The sequence below is a fragment of the Paenibacillus arenosi genome (assembly GCF_014841135.1).
Lineage (GTDB): Bacteria > Bacillota > Bacilli > Paenibacillales > Paenibacillaceae > Paenibacillus_B > Paenibacillus_B arenosi.
In genome coordinates, this window is record NZ_JACYTN010000007.1 from 120,775 (window position 1) to 142,556 (window position 21,782).

A 21,782-nucleotide genomic window follows, 5' to 3' on the forward strand; every position below is an offset into this window, starting at 1 on the left:
ACATGTTCGTCCGGTATAATTGGCTTGAGTTAATTATTGTAAAAATATGCTGGGGGTCGATGATATGGGACGTGTTGTATTATTCGAGCTAAATAGTCAGCATCCAGAACAGGCAGCAGTATTTTATTCGAATGTGTTCGGTTGGAAAGTAACAGCCCAAGATTGGGGCTATCATTCCGTCGCGACAGGTGCGGATAATCATGTAGGGATAGATGGCGGCATCGTTGAAGGACCTGCCGATTATCCACACGGCACTCGGGTAACGATTGAAGTGGAATGTATTGATACGGCTATATCTCGCTCTGTGGAACAAGGTGCGAAAGTACTCCGGGATAAAATGGAGTTTGATGATTTTTATCTTTCTTATCTCGTTGATCCTACGGGAATAAGTTTTGGGCTTATCCAATATATGAGTAAAGGCTAAAATAAGTGATTGCATAATTGCATAGAAATATAACAAAATGGAGCAGCAGAACTGCTCTATTTTGTTATACCTATGCAAAAATAGAAGGATCATTTTTGACCTATATTCAAATTAGTATTGGAATAGAATAGCAATCGTTTAGTATAATAGTTGAGAGGATTGTAAAAGGGGAGGCTATGTCTATGAAATTCGCTGAGTTTCGCTATGAGCGACCGGATATGCAAGCTGTAGGAGAGCAATTTAAACAGTTGATTGGTGCTTTTCATGCCGCAAATAGTCTTGAAGAGCAAGAACAAGTAATTACAGAAATTAACAAACTTCGCAATGAAATTGGAACTCTTGGTCAATTGGCTGTCGTACGTCATTCGATTGATACAACAGATGAGTTTTATAAGGCAGAGCAAGACTTTGTTGATGAGGCGTTACCCATTTTTGAAGAATACATCAGTGAGTACTACAAGGCGCTTGTGCAATCCCCATTCCGTGCACAGTTAGAACAAAAGTGGGGGAGTCAGCTGTTTCAATTAGCTGAGTTGTCCGTGAAGACGTTCAGTCCAGAAATTATCGAAGATCTACAACTGGAGAACAAGCTGTCTACGGAATATGATCAGCTTATCGCATCCGCGAAAATACCGTTTGAAGGTGAAGAGCGTACGTTGGCACAGCTCGTCCCGTTTGAGATGTCCACAGATCGTGAACTTAGAAAGCGTGCTGCTGAAGCAAGATATCAATTTATGGCGGACAACGAAGCTGCGCTTGATCGTATTTATGATGACTTAGTCAAAGTACGTACGAAAATAGCGAAGAAGCTTGGTTTTGAGAATTTTGTCGAGCTAGGCTATGCACGCATGAGCCGTACTGACTATAATGCAGACATGGTTGCGAAATTCAGACAGCAGGTTGTAGATGGAATCGTTCCAGTAGCTTCTAAGCTTAAGGAGCGTCAGCGTAACCGCATTGGTGTAGAGCAGTTGAACTACTATGATGAAAACTTTACCTTTAAATCGGGTAATGCAACGCCGAAAGGAAATCCAGAGTGGATCGAGAACAACGGCGCGAAGATGTATGAGGAGCTTTCACCTGAAACGCATGAATTTTTCACATTTATGCAAGAGCACGACCTTATGGATCTCGTGAGCAAGAAAGGCAAACAAAGCGGCGGCTATTGTACATATTTTAACGATTACAAGGCTCCGTTTATTTTCTCCAACTTTAACGGTACATCGGATGATATCGATGTCCTTACGCATGAGGTTGGCCATGCTTTCCAAGTGTATGAAAGCCGACATTTTGAAGTGCCTGAATACATATGGCCAACGATGGAGTCTGCTGAGATCCACTCGATGAGCATGGAGTTCTTTGCATGGCCTTGGATGGACAAATTCTTTGAGGAAGATGCGGATAAGTATAAATTCAACCATCTTGCCTCCTCATTGAGCTTCATTCCATACGGCGTAGCTGTGGATGCCTTCCAACACTATGTATACAGCAAACCGGAAGCAACACCTGCTGAGCGTAAGCAAGCATGGCGCGACCTGGAGAAGAAGTACTTGCCGCATCGCAACTATGCAGGCAATGATTACTTAGAGCATGGTGGTTTCTGGCATAGACAGAGTCATATTTTCACGGCACCATTCTATTACATCGACTATACATTGGCTCAAATTTGCGCCTTCCAATTCTGGAAGCGTGCAAATGAAGATTGGAAGTCAGCTTGGGCTGACTACTTAAGCCTATGTAAAGAGGGTGGAAGCAAGTCCTTCACAGGCTTGGTGAAAGTTGCAGGACTGCTGTCTCCATTTGAAGATGGTTGTGTGGAGTCTGTAATTGGTAACATCGAAAGCTATTTGAATGGAATTGACGATACAGTATTGTAAAATGAACAAAAGTTATATAACTATGGAATAAAGGTAACGGAGCCATACGCTATGCGTGTGGCTCTTTTGTATGAAAATCTATTTTTTATGAGGAATAATATGGTATTATTAATATGGTTAACTTTTCCTAAATAAACCCCATGATTAGAAAAAGTGACTCGAAAATATGGTGATTTCTTGATAGAGGGAGGCACGCGACATGTGCAACTAAGAGGAGGTAACGACCAATGTGCAAGTATGAGCAGTTAGAAGTAATGAACTTGGATCAGATTAGCAACAGTATCCAAGATACGTACACAAACTTCGTGTTGAACAAAGTCAATGAAAGTTGTCTTCGAATCGCTGTCATTACAGGAGAATACCGATGGCACTATCATGAGACATGCGATGAAATGTTCATCGTGCTTGAAGGTGAGCTATTCATTGATTTTCAGGATAGACCAACCATTGCTTTGAAGCCGCATGATGTGATTACGATTCCTAAGGGAGTTGTTCATCGGACTCGTGCTTTACAGCGAGCCGTGAATCTATGTTTTGAACACTTGGACGGAGACACCGTATTCATAGACGAGTCAGCACTCTAATTCTTTGAATTCGTGGGGTGTTATAGATGAGCAATAAACAAACTAATATTCAAAAGCAAGGCATGATTAACAATTTAGATCTTATCATTAATGATTTTGTCATAAAAGAGTCGGTGCCAGGCTTAGCGATAGCCGTGGTCTACAATAAGGAAACCATTTATTCAAAAGGCTTTGGTGTTAAAAATGTGGATACGAAGGAGCCTGTGAATGAGCGCTCTTTATTCCATATGGCCTCGGTTTCGAAAACGTTTGTTTCGACTGGCATTATGCAGTTGGTAGAGCAAGGGAAGATAGTTCTGGATTCTAGTGTTATTGAATACCTTCCTTACTTTCAGCTGGAAGATGACCAATATAAGAGCATTACCATCAGGCAATTGTTAAGCCATGTATCAGGCATGCCGGATGAAGATGAGTTTAACTGGGATACGCCACTCTTCGATGAAGAAGCTCTAGAGCGTTATATTAAAAGCGTCGGTGATCGTTCATTGATGTGGGAACCTGGTTTGAAGTATGCTTACAGCAATATGGCGTATGAAGTTTTAGGAGATGTCATTCATAAAGTGTCCGGTAAGTCTTTCGAGCAGTATATGAAGGATCATATTCTTGATGTTCTTGGTATGGATGACAGTCATTTTTTAAAATCATCTGTATCGGAAGAGTTGCTTGTTACGCCGCATGTGCTAGGCATTGATGAAGGATACACATCCAAAGTCAGTGACGTATTCCCTTATAACCGTTCACATGGTCCAAGCTCTACCCTTATCTCTAATCCAATAGAGATGTGCCGATATGCATTGGCTCATCTGCATAATGGTAGTTGGAATGGAGCTCGTATTCTGGAAGCGGCAAGCTATGCTACGATGTGGCAGAGCCATGTTACGACAGGGATGGGTGGAATATTCAACGAGATGTGCCTAGGCTGGTATTTTGGAGAATATAAAGGTCATCGGGTGTTTACCCATAGCGGTCTGGATACAGGGTTTAGAAGCAACTTTATTGTAATGCCTGATCTTGGCGCTGCATTTGTTCTTATGATAAATTCGGATTATATTGGTACGCAAATTATGTGTACGAGTATTATGGATGTGCTAGTGGGTGAAGAAGTTCCATATACGAAGCAGTCCTTGGCTCGGTTGATCGCGAAGACGATTATCAACGATGGGATAGCAAAGGCGTGGGAGAGCTATCACGCGATCTGCTCGAAAGGGCTGGAGCCGTATTTGCTCATCGAAGGCGAATTCAACTATGTAGCGTATGAGCTTATGGAAGCAGGGCGGTTGAATGATGCGATCGATATGTTGAGCATCTCCCTTGCTCACTATCCAGCTTCCTCTAACTTGCATGACAGCATGGGAGAAATGCTCTTGATGCGAGGGAATAAGCAGCTTGCTTTAGAGCATTATAAGCACTCTGTTGAATTAGACCCTTCACATGAAGAAGGGGTTCGAATGATAGGAGAAGCTATTAAGTGAACGATAGTAAATAGTTATTATCTAATACCCTGTAAGGCGCGGGTGATGGGTATACCGTCATTGCTTGCCCCTTACAGGGCTTTGTTATATGGGGAAAAAGCAGCTGGATGAGTCTAGTATGCTTGAATGCTATCTGTTATCTATGAAAGGGGAGTGGTAGCATGTTTCATTCCATTTGTCTTGATTCCCATTGGGGGCAAGTAAAGCATACTCATTTACGGCAGGAAACAGGTTCTTCTACATTGGTCGTTCTATTTCCGGGCATGTAGTATTCCTGTGATCTTCCACTGCTGTATTATGCAGGGAAAACGGCTTTTTTTCATAACAATGATGTTCTTATGTTGGAGTATGGCTATCAGCGTGCGGCAGCACCATTTTCCAAGGAACAGCATCTAGATATCGTTATTGCGGAATGTGTGTGCCAGAGGCTCACATACCCTAGAAGTGGAGTCTGTCAGAGATTCATTGTTGCTTATGAATAATATTGTGGCTATATACGATAAATTCTTTCAAGAGTTTAAGCAGCATACGTAGCGTTCAAAGTACGATGTAAGAGTAGAAAGTGAAAGAAATCTGCTGCCCGATAGTTGGTTCGCATGCCAGCTATCGGGCAGTTGTGATTTTAGCAGCAGAATACTACTGAGATTAATATGATGATGAGGAGTTAATTGTAGGGCGTTTAAAGGGGCATTTCACGGGCAAGTTCTGCAATGCGTCGGTTTGCATCTCCTATATACTTGCCGCCATGATAACAGATAACAGTATCGATTTCATATTGCGCAAGTTGGTGTAGGGAATGGTAGGCTGTACGTAAATCTAGCGTATGCATCGCATCGGGACCTAATAATTGTCCCTCAGTTACAACCATTGCGTCACCTGCGATAAGTATTTTGCTAGGTTGGTGATATAAGCTAATATGTCCGGGTGTGTGTCCTGGGGTAGGTATAGCCGTAAGTCCTCCACAATAAGGCAATTGTTCACCAGCTTGCAAGGTGCGATGAACATGTGCGCGGGGAGGATTATTTAGCATGAATAGAAAGGCGGATCGCCATTGCTCAGGCAACTGCGGCGGGAGTGAGGCTTCGGCCTGTTTAATCGCTTCTGGTGTAAGTTTTAATAACGTCTTATCCCCTTGGATGTAAGGTTTCTCGAGGGGGCTCGATAGTATTTCTATGTCCTGATTGGACTCCCTAATGATATCTGGCAAACTGCCTACATGATCCAAGTCTTGGTGGGTAATGATGATATTTGTGATTTCCTTAGCAGACTTCCCTATTTTACGCAAAGCCTCTTCAAGTAGGGGGAATTGTCTAGGATATCCTGTATCCACGAGCAACAGATTCTTTTCATCCCACAGTAGTGTAGGGTAGATAGTTTCTACTTTACCCATCATAGAAGTGGAAAGAGTGAGCATTTCAATTTCAATGTTCTTTGCTAACTTCACGTTTATTCTATCCCCTTTCAAACATAGCTCTATGCAAGATGCTATTATACAAAAGAGGGGGGTTGTATGTAAACAAAAATAATTATTATAACATATAAACATTAAAAAGTCAATATGTATTTATTCTTATCTATTATTGATGATGAATATGCTGCTCATGTTCTGTATTGTAGTAAAGGATTGTGGTAATAAAGTATTTATTAAATTTTTGAAATATGTATATGTTCCTATTTTATATAGGACTTTAGGTTCTGTTTTTTTCTGTAAATTGTACAAAAAGGGTTATTCATTTTGTCGAAAATATGCGAGAATAAAAGGTGATGCTATTAAAGCTCGTACTATGAAAATAGTTGAACGGTGTGTAACGTTAAAATAAGTATGAATACATGCTCCTATGAAATTGTATGCATACCTGTACATTTGATAGAGAAGAGGGAAATGGATGGAACATCATCATATGCACGGCACCTATGACGTATTGCTTGTCATTTTATCATTGATAATCGCGGTGGCTGCTTCCTATACAACATTGGATTTAGCTGGCCGTGTCGCAATGACAAGTGGGAAGAATCGTACAAGATGGCTCATACTTGGTGCTGCTTCTATGGGGATGGGTATATGGTCAATGCATTTTGTCGGTATGTTGGCTTTTTCGCTTCCGGTGCCAGTTTCCTATGATTTATTCATTGTCATTCTTTCTGTTATTATTGCGGTCGCAGCTTCATTTGTTGCGCTGTATGTGGTTGGGCGCAAGCAGCTTAAGCTCAGACAATTATTAGTCGGCTCTTCCTTACTGGCTACTGGCATATCTTCGATGCATTATGTGGGTATGGAAGCGATGCTCATTGATATCACCTATGAACCAATCATGTTCTCGTTATCCATACTAATTGCAATCGCGGCCTCTATCGCGGCGTTATGGCTGGCTTTTTATTTCCGCAAAGAAAATGAAAAGTACGCTGTAAGTAAAAAGCTCGCCAGTGGAGTTATTATGGGTGCGGCTATTGTAGGTATGCACTATACGGGAATGGAAGCGGCGCAATTTCATATGGTCGATGAAAAGTTGACGGTTGCAGGAATGTCACTCGATCAGCGGCTGCTTGGGTATGTCATTACAGCGGGAACGATGCTGACATTAGGGTTATCGTTAATTGGTATATTTGTGGATAAGCGCTTGTCTCGCAAGGATTCACATATTAGGAAAAATGAAAAATGGTATCGATCTCTGTATGAAAACAATCGCGACGGCATCCTTTCTGTTAGTCTTAGCGGTCGAATTATAGGATTTAACCCTGCTGCTACTAAGATTACAGGCTTGGAAGAGGATTACTTTTATAACCGTTCGATTATAGATATAGCTCCTATTGTTGTGGAAGAAGAGCGAAAGCGTACGAAGCGACTGTTTCTGCGTTCGCTCCGCGGTAAGACGATTAGTTATGAGACAGCGATTATCCATCGAAATGGCAGCCTCGTTCATTTGAGTGTCATTAATGTGCCCGTTTATGTTGAAGGTAAAATTGTAGGTCATTATGTGATTGCCAAAGATATTACGAGAGAGAAGAAAGCAGAACAGAAAATTCGTCATATGGCATTTCATGATGAACTAACTGGACTGCCGAATCGCCGGAAATTTGATCAAGTGGTTGTACAAGCGATTGAAAAGTACAAAAGTTCTGATCATACCTTCTCTGTGATGGTAATGGACATCGACCGCTTTAAAATGATTAACGACTCTTTAGGCCACGCTTATGGGGATCGTCTGCTTCAAATGGTCACAAAACGTTTGCATGAAGCTATAAGTGGCTATGAGGCAACGATTGCGAGAATGGGGGGAGACGAGTTCACGGTGGTGTGCTTCGGCAGTAAATCACACATTGAATCTATCTCATCTGAGATTGCAAGCCGTATGTTGAAGGAGGCCCAGCTTCCGTATCATTTGAAAGATAATGATTTTTATATTAGCGCTTCTATCGGAATAGCTATTTATCCAGAGCATGGAACAGAGTCTGCTGAATTGATGAAAAATGCAGATACGGCCATGTACGAAGTGAAGAAAAATGGAAAGAACGGCTACCAATATTATTCTGAGCATTTAGATGCCCATTTGCTAGAACGAATTGAATTGGAGGCTGACCTTCGCAAAGCAATTCAGCGCAATGAATTAATCATTTATTATCAGCCCCAAATTCACGCCCAAAATAGTTCATTGATTGGCATCGAAGCGCTCCTTCGCTGGAATCATCCGACTAGAGGAATTGTTTCACCGTCCACCTTTATCCCTATCGCTGAGGAATCGGGACTTATTGTTGAAATTAGTGAATGGGTGATGCGACAAGCCTGTCTGCAAATGCGGAAATGGCAGCAGGAATGGGAATTGTATATTCCCGTATCTGTTAACTTATCTACGCAGCAGTTTCATCAGAACAATCTGGCTTACAAGGTAGAGCAGATTTTGTTGGAGGTTGGCTTGGAAGCGAAGTATTTAGAGTTGGAAATTACAGAAAGCATGATGATGGATATTTGCCGATCTACGTCCACGCTGCAGGAGCTTAAAGATCTTGGAGTGCGCATCAGTATGGATGACTTCGGAACAGGGTATAGTTCATTGAACTATTTGAAGATGTTCCCGATCGGTAAGCTTAAAATCGATCAATCTTTCATTCGAGATTTAACGAATAGTGAGAGCGATAAAGCGATTGTAGCGACGATTATTTCGATGGCTCATCATCTGAAAATGAACGTCATCGCTGAAGGTGTTGAGACAGCAGAACAGCTTGCCTTTTTGAAGGAGAGTGGCTGTGATGATATTCAAGGCTATTATTTCAGCCGCCCATTGCCTGCGAAAGAGCTGCAGCAGGTGTTTCTGGGTAAGTGTAAACAGGATGGGAAGGTCGGAGCTGCTGATTTTTAATGATTTATCTTAGCCATAAAAGAACTGAAGCTAACAGCTTCGTCGTTAAATCGTAAATACTGGACGTGAAGATAGCGCTCTTTTTCTGTTTGCTACAGGAAGAGGGTGCTTTTTGCTATAGGCAATAAGGAGTTGCAAAAAAAGAATCGCTGTACCTATAATTGGTAGGGGCGACCTGTTAAGAATTAGAAAGGAGCTGCTTTCGTGAGCGAATATTGGATTTTTACAGGTACTTACGGTTCGGCCGATCAGGAAGGAATTCATATCCTGTCTTTAAACAGCAAGACTGGCAATTGGGAGAAGATTGCGGGTGTGAAGGGCATCAATAGTCCATCTTTTCTAGCGATTGATGCGAAGCGTAATCTACTGTTTGCTGCTAGTGAAACGATGGATGGGGAAGTTGTTTCCTACCAAATTGATTCGCAACTGGTTACGCTGAAAGAGTTGAGCAGGCAGAAGACGAGCGGCGATCATCCTTGTCACATTAGCATGGATGCGACGGGCTGTTGGTTGTTAGCGGTGAACTACACGAGTGGGAATATATCTGTATTTCCCGTAGATGAGTATGGTGTTATAGGGGAGATGAGTGATCATCTTCAGCATGAAGGCAGCAGCGTTCGTAAAGATAGGCAAGAGGCACCGCATCCACATTCTATTTTTAATATGCCTAATACTCCATTCTGGGTTGTGCCCGACTTAGGCTGTGATCAGTTGTTTGTATATAAGCTGGACACCGTTAATGGCAAGCTGCAGCAGCAAACTATCGTATCAACGAGTCCAGGGGCTGGACCCCGCCATGCCGTATTCCATCCACATCAGCCATGGCTATACATTATTGAAGAATTAAGCTCGACGATTACAGCGTATCATTATGATTGTGAAAATGGCTCCTTGCGAGAAATTCAACGTGTTACGACGCTTCCTGAAGGATACGATCAAGTAACGATTAGTGCGGATATTCATATTGATGCTGCTGGGGCTTATTTATACGGTTCTAATCGTGGACATGATAGTTTGGCGGTATACCGGATTCAGCATGATGGAACATTGATTCAGGTGGGACTCGTTTCCGTGGAAGGAGCGATGCCGCGCAACTTTGTTATTACGCCGGATGATCGCTGGTTGCTGGTGGCGAATCAGGATTCGGACGCTGTGACTCTCTTTGAATTGAAAGATGGTATGCCTGTTTATACAGGCAAGAAGCTAGAATTGTACAAGCCGGTGTGTGTGAAGGTGTTAAAAGTGGAATAGTATGAATTAGTCTGAGTCCGTAGTTAACTGTATGTGAAAAAGCATCTCAACACTATCTTCACTAGATAGGAGTGTGAGATGCTTTTATTTGTTTGCATTCCAATCTACCATTGTAATCTATGTGTTTAGTTTGCTCTATCTACGTCTATACGTGTTATTTCAATCCATTCTTTATCGGTGTAGATTGGATCGTAATCAAGCTTTAACTAAAACGGCTTCATGCCCAGTGTATCTACTTTCTCAGCTGAAACATCAATCCTCATTCTGCTCGTTATATCCCGATAATGCCCTGCACGTCGCTTAATGGCGCCGTTTGTTTCATCTAGATCGGCTTCTAATCCATTGAGTACCATAATGCTGACGCCGAATCCAGCGGGAAGTAGTCCTTTTGCAATCTCATCAGCTGAAGGCTTCCATCTGCCGACCATGACGTCATGAGCAGAAGGCTTTGGCGCTTGCGGAGTCATCCAGAACAGAATCGCGGTTGCAAATCCAAGCTTGCCATCCGCTACGATAGATTCTGGGTTTTTCAGTAATACGTTTTTATCTCCATATATGATTGCGCTCATCAGTCCATAGTTAAAGTTCCAGCTTAGCATGATTGGGCCACGGCCGTAGTATCGCTTTTCTGGGAAGCCGGGGAACTCTTTGCTGCTAGCAGGGTCTACGAAGTTAGACTTGTTCTGTCCTGTTCTGCCTGCGATATTTTCATTCCAATATAGCCCCCAACGGAGCTCGCCACCTGGTGCTTTGTCCCAGCCGCCGCCTGTTTCATGAGAGAGATTGGCTAACAGCGCAGCTAAGTCGCGTTTGCGATCTTTTTCTAGCCCTTCATTTAAGAAACTGCCGAAGTCCACAATTTGAGAAACGATGGATTTGTTTTTATGTTCAACCGAATTGTAGTCAGCAGAACGAACGATGAGCGTCTCCGTTTTTCCTTTTTTATCGAGTCGAAATATTTCTTGTGCAGAGGGGTCTCCTTCACGATAGTTCACTTTATATTTAATGTTCGCTACTAGTCGTACGGCGCCGATTAGATTAGCATACGAATAGTAGTCGCCTTGTTGGTCATTGTAATCTTTCTTGTTTTTGTTGAAATGATGCCATCGTTCTGAGCCCAGTCGGTTAGGAAACAGCGTTTCATATTCCTTCTTAGGTAGTGCGGTTTCGACAGCATCCACTGCATTGGAGGGAGTGAAGTCATCGTCGATTCCTTCCCATAATATTTGTATTTGTTGCTTGTTCAAAATTCGGCTCTCCCCAACGGCTAGCTTACTGCTTAATGATTGTTCGTGTTGGAGAGCTTTCTCACTTGTGCAGATGCAGCTTCCTTGGGCAAATACTGTTGTTGCTCCGAATGGAACAGCGAAAAGGCTAGCGGCCAGTGCCAGCGTGACGACTTTTTGACAACCCTTTTTTGTAAGCGGATACACAATAGTGCGCATCATCATGTCCCCTTTATTAAATAACTAATGTTCCTCGTTGTTGTTCATTTATATGGAGGGGAAATTGAATTATGACAGGCAGCTTTTACGGCCTCCAAATATCATTTTCTAATCGTGAATCGAACCGTACATGCACGACTGGGCGACCGCCTACATACAATGTATCACTGCGCTGCGAACAGCAGGTTGTGAAAGGCCAGATGTAGCGCAACATGCAGAATACAACGTCGTCAGACTTCTGGAGGTGGCCGGCATGGCGGGCTTATTTACAGCAATTGCCCTCTTTATTAAGCAAATATCTATGCTCGTGTCCTATGTGAAGAACAATGCATTTCCCCAACCGTTGACCGAAGAGGATGAGATGAAGCATCTGTTGCAGATGGCCGAAGGCAATGCGCACTCACGCAATATGCTGATTGAACACAATCTCCGGCTGGTGGCGCATATCGTGAAGAAGTTCGATAATACGGGCGATGATTTGGAGGACCTGATTTCAATTGGTACGATTGGATTGATTAAGGCTATCGAGAGCTTCCAGCCGAACAAAGGGACGAAGCTCGCTACTTTCGCCGCTCGTTGCATCGAGAACGAAATTTTAATGCATTTACGCTCATTGAAGAAAACACGCAAAGATGTATCGTTGCATGATCCAATCGGAACGGATAAAGAAGGAAATGAAATTACTCTTATTGATATTCTCGGTACAGACGGAGACGATGTCGTTGACAAAGTACAGCTCAAGATAGAGAAGAGCAAAATTTATCGCAATCTTGATATTTTGGACGAACGGGAACAAGAAGTCATTCGCGGTAGATTTGGCTTGGATGGCGGAGGGGACGAACGGACACAACGGGAAATAGCTCGTGAACTGGGGATATCACGTAGCTATGTATCTCGAATCGAGAAGCGTGCTTTGATGAAGCTGTATCACGAATTTTATAAGAAAAAATAATACCAAACACACAAAGGCCGTACTTCCAATTGGAAATCGGTCTTTTCGTGTGAAGATATAAGGGATAACAGACCATCACGTACCTTTCCTCTCCTTCATATGTTGATCTAATCCAAAATCCATGCTTTACAGGTCCCAGTTTATCTCCGTGGGTTGATGTCGGTGAAGTATATTTATCTACTATTCGTCCAAATGTAGGTGATCAGTCTGCCTTTTTTGCTGTGCAGTCAGGAAGGTCAGCTTCTCTCAGTCAACGGGTTAACTTAGAAGCGCCAGGTACATTAGGGTATCGTTTAATTTACAGTATTTTAGCGGATCGGTATAACAACAGAGGGGTGTTTCAAGTTAGTTTTTTGAATACAGGCATAGGAAGGACGTTTCAATTGGCTGATGTTGGTTTCAGAAATTATCAAACCTTTCAAATTGACTTTACAAGTGCAGCTATAAACAATCGTTCTTTCGTTAACTTGGAGTTTCGAGTGAATGGTGCAGGTAATCGACCATCCTTTTTATTTCTTGATACGGTAGTTATAGTGCCAAGATCAAGTTAACGGATAAAAATCAATTTTTTAAATAGCGAAATGCCAGCCGGGTTATTAACGCCCGGTTTTTTCGTTATTTACTTGGTGGACAATATTCATTTAGTAATTGCAGGGATATCGTTGTAGGTGTAACCTGATTTTATGCGTCTCTGAATGCGTAGTTCTCATGCAATAGCATAACACCTTAATTTATCGTACATTTTATAGCAGAAATGGAGTTGTTAAATATGACTGTTATCGAATATCGCTCCGTGTCTAATGGATTTGGCAAACACGATGAAATTACAGCAAGTACGAGCACAGTACCAACTTATTTTTGTCGACATATCGCTCATGCGCCCGCAGACATGGACTGGCAGGAGATGCAGGTGATCCAATTAGTCGATGTAGCAACAGGGGAGCAGCCAAGACTCCAAACTACCGTTCAAGCCTGTTGGACGGATACAGCACTGCATATGAGGTTTACTTGCGAAGATGATTATATACATAGTCCTTACTATAACCGAGATGATCTGTTGTTTCATGGAGATGTAGTGGAATGGTTTATCGATGTAGATGGAAAGGGATTGCAGTATTATGAATTTAATTTGAGTCCTAACAACGTTGTGTTTGACGCGCTTATTTTGAATGAACCAGACAAGCAAAGAGAGTACTTATTGGAATGGAATGCAAATGGTCTCAGAACAAGCGTTACACAGCTGGAGTCAACTGCGTTTGATAAGCAACCTGCCCAGCAATCGATACAAGAACAGGTGCATGTTTACTCGTATAGTATTGAACTTCCCTTCACAGATTTGAACACGATTGCACAAGAGGGAAGTGAGTGGAGATTCAATTGTTATCGTATTGATGAGAACACAGATAAGGAGCGTTCTTACTGGGCTTGGTCACCTACAGGGGAAATAAATTTCCATGCGCCTGAACGATTTGGTCACCTGCGTTTTGTCCGATAAGCAGCAGTATAAATAATGTAATCGTATCCGAAACCTCCTCACCTCTACAAAAGTGGAGAGAAGGTTTTTTTGCTATGGGTAATGTCCAGACAGGCGAATGCCACATACAATGAAATATGCAGGTAAGGTAAAGGAGTGATAATGATGGTTTCTTCCGGTAACTATAAATCCAAATCAGTTGATTTAGACGCGGATCAACAACTGTATACGTTTTTGTTTGATGTGCTTGCACTGCTGCTGTTTGTGTTGCTTGTTTTTCTTCTATTGCAGGCAGCTTAAAGATAGATAAGCCACTATCCTCCTTATTGAATTATAAATCCTACTTCACTCATCTTCTCCATAATCTAACAATCATCTTTATTGTCATGGTTAACATATTCCCGCTTCATTGGACAAATACTGTAACAGACATCTGCCTGACAGATGCGATTAAGATGGCAGGAGGGTTGCCCGTGGCGACTTCGACGAAATCTAAATCCCCATTGTGGAAAGACGGCCAATGGAACATGTCCGATCAGCAATATCAGCAAATCGCAAAGAAGCGGGAGCCTGCTCGTTCGGTCTTCGCTAACTGTGTACGAGCATTTCTGGTCGGCGGCACCATTTGCGTGATTGGACAAGCGATTTCGCAAGCATTAGTAAAATGGGCGGATATGACAAAAGAAGAAGCGAGTGGTCCTACCATTTGCATATTAATTTTTATTTCCGTCGTTTTGACCAGCTTCGGTGTGTACGACAAATTAGCTCAATGGGCAGGGGCTGGTTCAGCGGTTCCGGTAACAGGATTTGCCAATTCCATGTCTTCAGCGGCGATGGAGCATCGTTCGGAAGGCTTGGTGCTTGGAGTAGGGGCTAATATGTTTAAGTTAGCTGGTTCGGTTATCGTATTTGGAACGGTGGCTGCCTTTTTTGTAGCGTTGGTGTATCTCATTTTTGGCTTGAAGCATTAGTGAGATGACTTTCTTTTATGTACACAATGATGTACACATTTTTAGAAGAACAACGTGAATGAAAGGAGGATGACGTATGCATATTGGCCGCCAAACGTGGCTGTTCAAGAACAAGCCGGTCATTATAAGTACGGGAACAGTGGTTGGCCCAGATGAAGGTGAAGGGCCGCTTGCATCGACCTTTGATTTTGTCCACGATGATTTGGACATGCAGGAGAAAAGTTGGGAGAAGGCAGAGCGTAAGCTTCTGGAACAAGCAACAGAACTTGCTGTGCTGAATGCCAAGCTGAAAGACGAGGATATTAACTACTTTGTTGGTGGGGACTTATTAAACCAAATTATTAGTAGCAGCTTTGCTGCACGCAAGCTCGGGATACCGTATTTGGGCGTGTTCGGCGCCTGTTCTACAGCAATGGAATCATTAGCTGTTGCTTCTCTGCTTGTAGATACGGGCAATGCGAAGTATGCAATGGCTGGAACATGCAGTCATAACTGCACAGCGGAGAAACAATTCCGGTATCCAACGGAATACGGCTCACAGAAACCGCCCACTGCACAATATACCGTAACAGGTGCAGGTGCAGCCGTAGTAGCTCAGCAAGGAGACGGTCCGCGAGTCATTGCGGCCACCATTGGTAAAGTCATCGATTTTGGCATTACCGATCCGTTTAATATGGGAGCAGCGATGGCTCCTGCTGCTGTGGATACGATCCAGACGCACATTGAAGATTTGAAGCGCAAAGCTTCAGATTATGATCTTATCGTTACAGGTGACTTGGCAAAGGTTGGACATGCTATTGCAAAAGATTTATTTGCACAGAACAATTTTTCATTGGAAGGTACTGTGTTCAATGATTGCGGTCTAATGGTATATGACACCGATAAACAGAAGGTGCAGGCTGGCGGGAGCGGCTGTGGTTGTACGGCTGTTGTGACGTATGGGCATATATTGCAGCGTATGAAAAAAGGAGAGCTAAAGCGGGTGCTGATCGCTGCGACGGGTGCTTTGTTGTCGCCGTTATCGTACCAGCAAGGAGAGACGATTCCGAGTGTTTCACATGCCGTCACGCTCGAAATGGAGGATGCACCATGACCTTTGTATGGGCTTTTATTGTAGGTGGATTAATATGTGTAATTGGACAGCTTATGTTTGACATCGCGAAACTTACACCAGCACATACGATGGCCATTCTCGTTGTGGCTGGCGCCGTTATCGATGGTATCGGATGGTACGATCCACTCATTGAGTTTGCAGGTGCAGGAGCAACAGTCCCAATTACAAGCTTCGGCAACTCGCTTGTCCATGGAGCTTTGACTCAGCTTGATAAGGATGGCTGGGTTGGTGCAGTGAGTGGTATTTTTAAGACGACAAGCGCGGGAATTTCAGCAGCGATTGTGTTCTCATTTTTAGCAGCGTTGTTCGTCCGACCGAAGGGCTAGAAAGTCCGAATGTGACGCTTGTGATACAAACGTTAACGCAGGATCAGTCACGCTAGAAGAAACCGTTTCTTATAAAATGGGATTCCAAACCATTTATAAAGAGACGGTTTTTTGTCTGTTTTTTTATAAAAGCCCCAATCTATTAATGTGATCAATGTGAGATATTAAAAAATAATATTTGGGTCAAATGAGCTGGTTAATTAAGCAAAGGAAGGTGATTCGACATAAATGGGTGTGATTAATATAAATAGTCGTTGTTTTTGGTACGTGTACGTTCGTTCGCTTATAGTGTAAAATAATAGGATGTAATCTTGATTATACAATTTTATACATCTATATTCATAAGTTGCCTGAGGAGGTTTCAGCATGAACACATCCCCACTGCACGCTAGTATGTTGCATCTTCAATCTACATTGGAAAAATACATATTAGGGAAACATCAAGAAATTGAACTACTATTAACAGCGGTTATCGCTGGCGGACATATTCTCATTGAAGATGTACCAGGTACAGGGAAGACACAGCTCATTAAGTCGCTCGCGCGATCATTGGAGGGGCAGTTTCGCAGGGTGCAGTGCAACCCGGATCTGCTGCCGACAGATATAACGGGTATGTTTATTTTTCATCCGAAAGATCAAGCATTCATATTCCGCCAAGGCCCGATCATGACGAATTTTTTACTCGTAGATGAAATAAACCGAGCTACGACGAAGACGCAATCGGCTTTGCTTGAAGCGATGGAAGAGCATCGAGTGACGATTGACGGTCAAACATTTGATCTACCGCAGCCATTTGTCATGTTCGCTACGCAAAATCCGATAGAGTTTGAAGGTACTTATGCGCTGCCTGAGGCGCAGCTTGATCGTTTTATGATGAAGATTCATTTAGGCTACCCAGATGAGGCAACAGAGAAGTTAATGTTGTTCCGACATGTATACGGTCAGCCGTCTGAGCGAGTAGAGACAATTGCCAATATTGAACTCATACATAAAGTACAAGAAGAAGCGAAGCATGTGCATGCTGATGATGCGATTGGTGGTTATATTATCGATATTGTTCGTGCGACACGCAAGCATCGTCATATTTTGCTGGGAGCGAGCCCGCGTGCATCGCTTGCGCTTATGCAAGCTTCCAAGGCGTACGCATGGTTGAAAGGTCGCTCTTATGTTACACCAGATGATATTAAAGAAATAGCTCCACATGTGCTGTGCCATCGCCTGATGATAAGTATGGACGCTAAAATAGAAGGCGTTAGTGCTAAGTCTATTTTGGATCAAATTCTTACACAGGTGCCAGTGCCAATTCGATTGGAGATGTAAAGTGATGACAGAGCACCAGCCGTTATTTTTACGTCGTCGCAATCGTTATGTGCCTGTGTACGCAGCTTGTCTCATTTATGCTTCATTGATTTTATATTTTTTATTTCAAGGTGGAAAAACTTCTTTCATGCTGCTCGTGATGGCAACCATTCTTGGTTGCTACTGGTTACTTGGAGCTAGAAATGGTATTAGAAAAGTGACAGGTGCTCGTACATTTGGGAGTGGGGCTGGCCAATCTTTTTCTGTAGGTTCTTCTATCCCCGTACACATAGAAATCCGTGTTCCAGGTTGGTTCCCAATTCCATATATCGTGGTAAAAGACGGTGTCAGCCGTTTTGGCAAACCGATACGAATACACGAGACAGTCGTTTCCTTAGATACGAAGCGACGAGCTGTCGTTTCCTTAGATACGAAGCGACGAGCTGTCGTTGAATATCGAATTGCTTTGCACAAGAGAGGCAGTTATCAATTTATGGAGACTAGCTGTCAGACAAGAGATCTGTTTGGGCTATTTATGCAGGAAGGACGTTTTCTAGAGAAACAAGAGATTCATGTGCTTCCGCAAACGATAACGATAGCATCCTGGCCAACGTCTCCTTATTGGCGCAATATGCATCATCATGATCAAATAAAAGCGAGACATCGCAGAGAATCGACTCAGCTAAGCGGTATACGAGAATATGTACCGGGAGATCGCTTATCAAGAATTCATTGGAATGCTACCGCTAGAACAGGAGAATTAAAATCCAAACAGTACGAGTTTGAAGGCATTCCCCGTCTTATCATTGTGTTGGATTGTGATGCGGAGGCGTATGTTTCTGAGGAGCAATTCGAATTAGCTGTTTCGGTCGCTGCTTCTCTGGCAGAATACGGACGAAAAAATAAACGCCAAGTAAATGTCGTCGGTATTCATTCTGGATTGACGATATGGTCATCGGATGCCGTACGTGGGGAGACTAAATCTTACCGTGAGTGGCTGGCTTCGGTGCATCTTGATTCCTTGGGAAATAAGCTTGATGGATCTGCTTGGATAAGCAGTTGGATGAGTCATTCCGAGCTTCAGCGGGGCGGGATGGTAGCTTGGGTAGGCGGGGAAGACAACCCGCGTCAGCTGTCGGCAGCAACCGTGCTTAGTCAATACGGTTTGTTCGGCAGTTGTTTTGGAATTGGTCATCAATCTGGTCAAGGAACCAATAACCAAGCTCAATTAGCGCGTCTAGGATTTGATTATATTTTTGTTCCAGAGCTGAATCAGCTCCCGGTTCGATTGGGGGGACAGAAGTAATGGGACTTGCTCGTTCAAAGGAAAACCGCGAGAGCTTCGATCGCAGGCAGCAGCAGGCGCATGATCATAACGCTGAACGATCAAAAAGATGGAAATATGCTTTTTTTGGTCTTCACTGGGAGAAGCGTCTTATTGCCGTATGTATATACTTGATTATGTCTCAATGGACGACGGCTCTTGTCCCTTATTGGTATGAAGAGACGATTGAAATGACGAGAACTATGCTGGATGGGGTACTCATCTTGACCCTTCTGCTTCCAGCTGTGCCTTGGGTGAGATTATTAGCAGGCATATTCATTGTCATATGGTCCGTAAGAGCAGGTGGACATGCCTATGAAATATGGGGTTCTACGGCAAGCTACGAAGGCATCCGAATTTCTTTTTCGGACTACCATCCTTATATTTGGTTAGTTGGCCTTATTTGGTGCACCTATGAAATTTTTAATCAAACAGTCCGCTGGACATGGCATGTTATGTTATTGCTCGTTATTCAGTTTATCGTATTTGGTGCGCTCGATTCCTTTACATCAGACGAGTTGTGGGATCAGGTTGCATGGTTGACAGGAGCATCGTTAGTATGGTTGATTGCCCTTCACTTCAGCTCGATCAATCGTCGGTTCCCCACTATGTGGCGAGGCTCTGCACGTTATCCGATTCAGATGTTGATCAGCGCTGTTGTATTAGTCTCGCTCATTGTTACTTCGGGTGTTAGTATGCCGACGGTGCAGCCTATATTGCAAGATCCTTATACCACTTGGGTAAATGGAGGATATGGTGGTATCGGGGGCGGTACATCACAAGCTAATACAACTTCGGGATACAGTCGCACGGATCAAGATTTGGGCGGAGGCTTCAACCTTGATTTTTCGCCTGTTATGGATGTAACTTCGGATGTGCGCGGCTACTGGCGAGGTGAATCAAAGTATTCTTATGATGGTACTGGTTGGAAAGATTCGGTTTCGCAACTAGATGAGACATTACCGAATGAACAGCTTCGGCTTCCTATGGATACACGACCTGATGAATCTATACCGAAACGTAAAATAGAGCAGAAAATTGAAATGCTGAATGATGAAGCGTATCCGGTGTTGTTCGGTATGGGGATGATAGCTTCCTATGATATTAGCTCGACTGAACAGCAAGGCACGGTACGATGGGGGGCTAGAGATGCGGAGCTATGGTATTATTCCAAGCCAGAATCGTATCCGAAATCGTATCGTATTGTATCTGAAGTTGTCATTTTGGAGCCGCATTTGGCTGCTAAATCTACAAAGGATGGCAGTACCCCAGAGTATGGTCTAGACGAAAATTGGGATCCTTATTTGCAGCTGCCGGATACTGTGCCTGCAAGGGTAAAAAATTTAGCCTATGATATTACTCGTGATGTGGATAACGATTATGAGCGTGCGGTTCTCATTGAGGAGTATTTGCGAGAGAAGTATTTTTATACGACGAAGCCTGATTTAAGCAAAAAGGAGAGTGAGGATTTCGTCGATTCTTTCCTGTTTGAAATACGGGAAGGATATTGTGACTACTATTCTTCTTCTATGGCGGTTATGCTTCGTTCCTTAGGGGTACCAACGCGTTGGGTTAAAGGGTATGCTCCTGGTACGAACACGTATATGATGGACGGGGGCCGTCCTGATCAAATGAATAGCCCTGCGAATGATCTTGGTAGTGCAACGTATCGCGTGACCAATGCGGATGCTCATTCTTGGGTAGAGGTATGGTTAGACGAGTATGGTTGGGTTGCATTCGAGCCAACACCAGGCTTCAATTTACCGATCATTTCTGAAGACACAGCTGCCGAGAAAGAAAAGGCTCCAGAGCCTGAAGTGAAGCAGGAAGAAAACAAGCCAGTAGCAGAGAAAGAAGAATCCGAGGTTTCCTTGCCTACTTGGGTAGGTATTGCAGCTCAAGTTATTGTTATGCTAAGTGCCGCAGCTGCGCTAGCCTATGTGCTGTTCCGGTGGTCACAGGTTGGATTCTCCTTACGCTGGTTCCGCCTTCTTAGTAACAATCTTTCCATGCGCGAGCGCATTATTCTCGAAACTGAAATGTGGCTCAGCTATTGCCGGATGAAGGGCTGGCGGCGTGCGGAAGGCGAGACGGTGCGTGAAATGGTCGCCCGTTCATTCATGCACGACGATAACCGCAAAGTTGCAGCTGAGCAAATTGTAGCGGCTTTTGAAGAGGCGAAATACAGTGGGCGTGAACTTGACGAAGAGGATTGGCAACAATTGAAAAATGCGGTTCGCCGATTTAAACACCCTCGTTCGACGGTTTTATGATAAGATGAACAAAGATAGCCGTATTCGGTACGTGAGCTAAGCGACGAATACGGCATTTTTTTGCATGAAAAACGAACAATATGGTATAGTTTTTCGTATGAAAAAGAGGTGACAGCGTTGTTAGAGGGGCTTATTCCACGTTTGCGTGTAGGTACGGTTTATGATATCGACTTGGACTTGCTTCAAGATAAAGGATATAAAGGCATTATTACAGATTTGGACAATACGCTAGTTGGGGCCAAAGACCCTCTCGCGAACCCGAAGCTGGAAGCTTGGTTGGAAGAAGTGAAACGCAGAGGCTTCAAGTTGGTTATCGTGTCTAACAATAACGAGCATCGCGTGGCGCATTTTGCGACTCCATTGGATATTCAATATGTGCATGCGGCACGTAAACCAGCGCTAAAGGCGTTTCATAAGGCACTCCGACTTATGGAATTGAAGCCAGAAGAAACGATTGTAATCGGTGATCAGATGCTGACTGATGTACTGGGCGGCAATCGGATGGGAATGTTTACGATTCTCGTACAGCCGATTGCGATTCATGATGAAGGCTGGACAACACGGATTAATAGAAGAATAGAACGGATTGTCACTGCTCGTTTACGGAGAACAGGCAAGTGGCATGAGGAGGACTAACATCA

19 protein-coding genes are annotated in these 21,782 nt (G+C 43.4%); 17 read left to right on the forward strand and 2 right to left on the reverse strand.

The features are described 5' to 3' along the window. Nucleotides 1-64 precede the first annotated feature (64 nt). The 4 genes from IFO66_RS11995 to IFO66_RS12010 all read left to right on the forward strand — a co-directional run bounded on the left by IFO66_RS11995 (nucleotide 65) and on the right by IFO66_RS12010 (nucleotide 4,357). Nucleotides 65-424, forward strand: a complete 360-nt coding sequence (locus tag IFO66_RS11995) for a VOC family protein (RefSeq protein ID WP_192025373.1) — start codon at nucleotides 65-67, stop codon at nucleotides 422-424. A 182-nt stretch (nucleotides 425-606) separates the two neighbouring features. Beyond that, nucleotides 607-2,301 (forward strand): M3 family oligoendopeptidase, encoded by a 1,695-nt coding sequence (locus IFO66_RS12000; protein ID WP_192025374.1) that lies wholly within the window; start codon nucleotides 607-609, stop codon nucleotides 2,299-2,301. 227 nt (nucleotides 2,302-2,528) lie between these two features. Next, complete coding sequence (locus IFO66_RS12005; RefSeq protein ID WP_192025375.1) at nucleotides 2,529-2,885, forward strand: cupin domain-containing protein; 357 nt, start codon at nucleotides 2,529-2,531, stop codon at nucleotides 2,883-2,885. A 26-nt stretch (nucleotides 2,886-2,911) separates the two neighbouring features. Continuing rightward, entirely contained in the window at nucleotides 2,912-4,357 is a 1,446-nt protein-coding gene (locus IFO66_RS12010; RefSeq protein WP_225445697.1) for a serine hydrolase, read from the forward strand. A 679-nt stretch (nucleotides 4,358-5,036) separates the two neighbouring features. On the opposite strand, the gene IFO66_RS12015 is transcribed toward IFO66_RS12010, so the two are convergent. Continuing rightward, a complete protein-coding gene (locus tag IFO66_RS12015; RefSeq protein WP_192025423.1) occupies nucleotides 5,037-5,771 on the reverse strand; it encodes an MBL fold metallo-hydrolase in 735 nt (244 codons plus the stop codon). 472 nt (nucleotides 5,772-6,243) lie between these two features. Here IFO66_RS12015 and IFO66_RS12020 point away from each other — a divergent pair, with 472 nt between their 5' ends. Beyond that, a complete protein-coding gene (locus tag IFO66_RS12020; protein ID WP_192025376.1) occupies nucleotides 6,244-8,712 on the forward strand; it encodes an EAL domain-containing protein in 2,469 nt (822 codons plus the stop codon). Between the two features lie 204 nt (nucleotides 8,713-8,916). Then, on the forward strand, nucleotides 8,917-9,963 hold the full coding sequence (locus IFO66_RS12025; protein ID WP_192025377.1) for a beta-propeller fold lactonase family protein: 1,047 nt from the start codon (nucleotides 8,917-8,919) through the stop codon (nucleotides 9,961-9,963). A gap of 206 nt (nucleotides 9,964-10,169) precedes the next feature. Here IFO66_RS12025 and IFO66_RS12030 read toward each other — a convergent pair whose 3' ends face one another. Further along, entirely contained in the window at nucleotides 10,170-11,414 is a 1,245-nt protein-coding gene (locus IFO66_RS12030; RefSeq protein WP_337912952.1) for a chitinase, read from the reverse strand. Between the two features lie 65 nt (nucleotides 11,415-11,479). Between IFO66_RS12030 and IFO66_RS24095 the strand changes: the two genes are divergently transcribed. From IFO66_RS24095 to IFO66_RS12080, 11 genes are all read left to right on the forward strand, one after another. Next, nucleotides 11,480-11,614, forward strand: coding sequence for a hypothetical protein (locus IFO66_RS24095; RefSeq protein WP_273015336.1), 135 nt, complete (start codon nucleotides 11,480-11,482; stop codon nucleotides 11,612-11,614). 47 nt (nucleotides 11,615-11,661) lie between these two features. Further along, nucleotides 11,662-12,360 carry an RNA polymerase sporulation sigma factor SigK gene (gene sigK, locus IFO66_RS12035; protein ID WP_028595930.1) on the forward strand — a complete coding sequence of 233 codons (699 nt, stop codon included), beginning with the start codon at nucleotides 11,662-11,664 and terminating at the stop codon, nucleotides 12,358-12,360. Between the two features lie 769 nt (nucleotides 12,361-13,129). Further along, on the forward strand, nucleotides 13,130-13,855 hold the full coding sequence (locus tag IFO66_RS12040; RefSeq protein ID WP_192025378.1) for a carbohydrate-binding family 9-like protein: 726 nt from the start codon (nucleotides 13,130-13,132) through the stop codon (nucleotides 13,853-13,855). A gap of 141 nt (nucleotides 13,856-13,996) precedes the next feature. Continuing rightward, complete coding sequence (locus IFO66_RS12045) at nucleotides 13,997-14,134, forward strand: hypothetical protein (protein ID WP_192025379.1); 138 nt, start codon at nucleotides 13,997-13,999, stop codon at nucleotides 14,132-14,134. Nucleotides 14,135-14,307: 173 nt separating this feature from the next. After that, a complete protein-coding gene (gene spoVAC, locus IFO66_RS12050; protein ID WP_028595928.1) occupies nucleotides 14,308-14,805 on the forward strand; it encodes a stage V sporulation protein AC in 498 nt (165 codons plus the stop codon). Between the two features lie 76 nt (nucleotides 14,806-14,881). Then, nucleotides 14,882-15,898 (forward strand): stage V sporulation protein AD, encoded by a 1,017-nt coding sequence (spoVAD, locus tag IFO66_RS12055; protein ID WP_192025380.1) that lies wholly within the window; start codon nucleotides 14,882-14,884, stop codon nucleotides 15,896-15,898. Beyond that, nucleotides 15,895-16,245, forward strand: coding sequence for a stage V sporulation protein AE (spoVAE, locus tag IFO66_RS12060; RefSeq protein ID WP_028595926.1), 351 nt, complete (start codon nucleotides 15,895-15,897; stop codon nucleotides 16,243-16,245). Before spoVAD ends, spoVAE begins: the two co-directional genes overlap by 4 nt. A 366-nt stretch (nucleotides 16,246-16,611) precedes the next feature. After that, the gene (locus IFO66_RS12065) at nucleotides 16,612-17,565 is read left to right on the forward strand and encodes an AAA family ATPase (RefSeq protein ID WP_192025381.1); all 954 of its coding nucleotides are present in this window, start codon (nucleotides 16,612-16,614) and stop codon (nucleotides 17,563-17,565) included. A 4-nt stretch (nucleotides 17,566-17,569) separates the two neighbouring features. Continuing rightward, nucleotides 17,570-18,850 (forward strand): DUF58 domain-containing protein, encoded by a 1,281-nt coding sequence (locus IFO66_RS12070; protein WP_192025382.1) that lies wholly within the window; start codon nucleotides 17,570-17,572, stop codon nucleotides 18,848-18,850. Continuing rightward, nucleotides 18,850-21,141 (forward strand): transglutaminase TgpA family protein, encoded by a 2,292-nt coding sequence (locus tag IFO66_RS12075; protein ID WP_192025383.1) that lies wholly within the window; start codon nucleotides 18,850-18,852, stop codon nucleotides 21,139-21,141. The genes IFO66_RS12070 and IFO66_RS12075 overlap by 1 nt, the downstream gene beginning before the upstream one ends. 117 nt (nucleotides 21,142-21,258) lie before the next feature. Further along, entirely contained in the window at nucleotides 21,259-21,777 is a 519-nt protein-coding gene (locus tag IFO66_RS12080; protein WP_192025384.1) for a YqeG family HAD IIIA-type phosphatase, read from the forward strand. The last annotated feature ends 5 nt before the right edge of the window (nucleotides 21,778-21,782 follow it).

Coding starts and splice junctions, on each gene's coding strand:
- IFO66_RS12075 (WP_192025383.1), top strand. CDS start 18,850: ATGGGACTTGCTCGTTCAAAGGAAAACCGCGAGAGCTTCGATCGCAGG.
- IFO66_RS12030 (WP_337912952.1), bottom strand. CDS start 11,414: ATGATGATGCGCACTATTGTGTATCCGCTTACAAAAAAGGGTTGTCAA.
- spoVAE (WP_028595926.1), top strand. CDS start 15,895: ATGACCTTTGTATGGGCTTTTATTGTAGGTGGATTAATATGTGTAATT.
- IFO66_RS12005 (WP_192025375.1), top strand. CDS start 2,529: ATGTGCAAGTATGAGCAGTTAGAAGTAATGAACTTGGATCAGATTAGC.
- IFO66_RS12015 (WP_192025423.1), bottom strand. CDS start 5,771: ATGCTCACTCTTTCCACTTCTATGATGGGTAAAGTAGAAACTATCTAC.
- IFO66_RS12045 (WP_192025379.1), top strand. CDS start 13,997: ATGATGGTTTCTTCCGGTAACTATAAATCCAAATCAGTTGATTTAGAC.
- IFO66_RS11995 (WP_192025373.1), top strand. CDS start 65: ATGGGACGTGTTGTATTATTCGAGCTAAATAGTCAGCATCCAGAACAG.
- IFO66_RS24095 (WP_273015336.1), top strand. CDS start 11,480: ATGACAGGCAGCTTTTACGGCCTCCAAATATCATTTTCTAATCGTGAA.
- IFO66_RS12010 (WP_225445697.1), top strand. CDS start 2,912: ATGAGCAATAAACAAACTAATATTCAAAAGCAAGGCATGATTAACAAT.
- IFO66_RS12040 (WP_192025378.1), top strand. CDS start 13,130: ATGACTGTTATCGAATATCGCTCCGTGTCTAATGGATTTGGCAAACAC.
- IFO66_RS12065 (WP_192025381.1), top strand. CDS start 16,612: ATGAACACATCCCCACTGCACGCTAGTATGTTGCATCTTCAATCTACA.
- IFO66_RS12000 (WP_192025374.1), top strand. CDS start 607: ATGAAATTCGCTGAGTTTCGCTATGAGCGACCGGATATGCAAGCTGTA.
- IFO66_RS12020 (WP_192025376.1), top strand. CDS start 6,244: ATGGAACATCATCATATGCACGGCACCTATGACGTATTGCTTGTCATT.
- IFO66_RS12070 (WP_192025382.1), top strand. CDS start 17,570: ATGACAGAGCACCAGCCGTTATTTTTACGTCGTCGCAATCGTTATGTG.
- sigK (WP_028595930.1), top strand. CDS start 11,662: ATGGCGGGCTTATTTACAGCAATTGCCCTCTTTATTAAGCAAATATCT.
- spoVAD (WP_192025380.1), top strand. CDS start 14,882: ATGCATATTGGCCGCCAAACGTGGCTGTTCAAGAACAAGCCGGTCATT.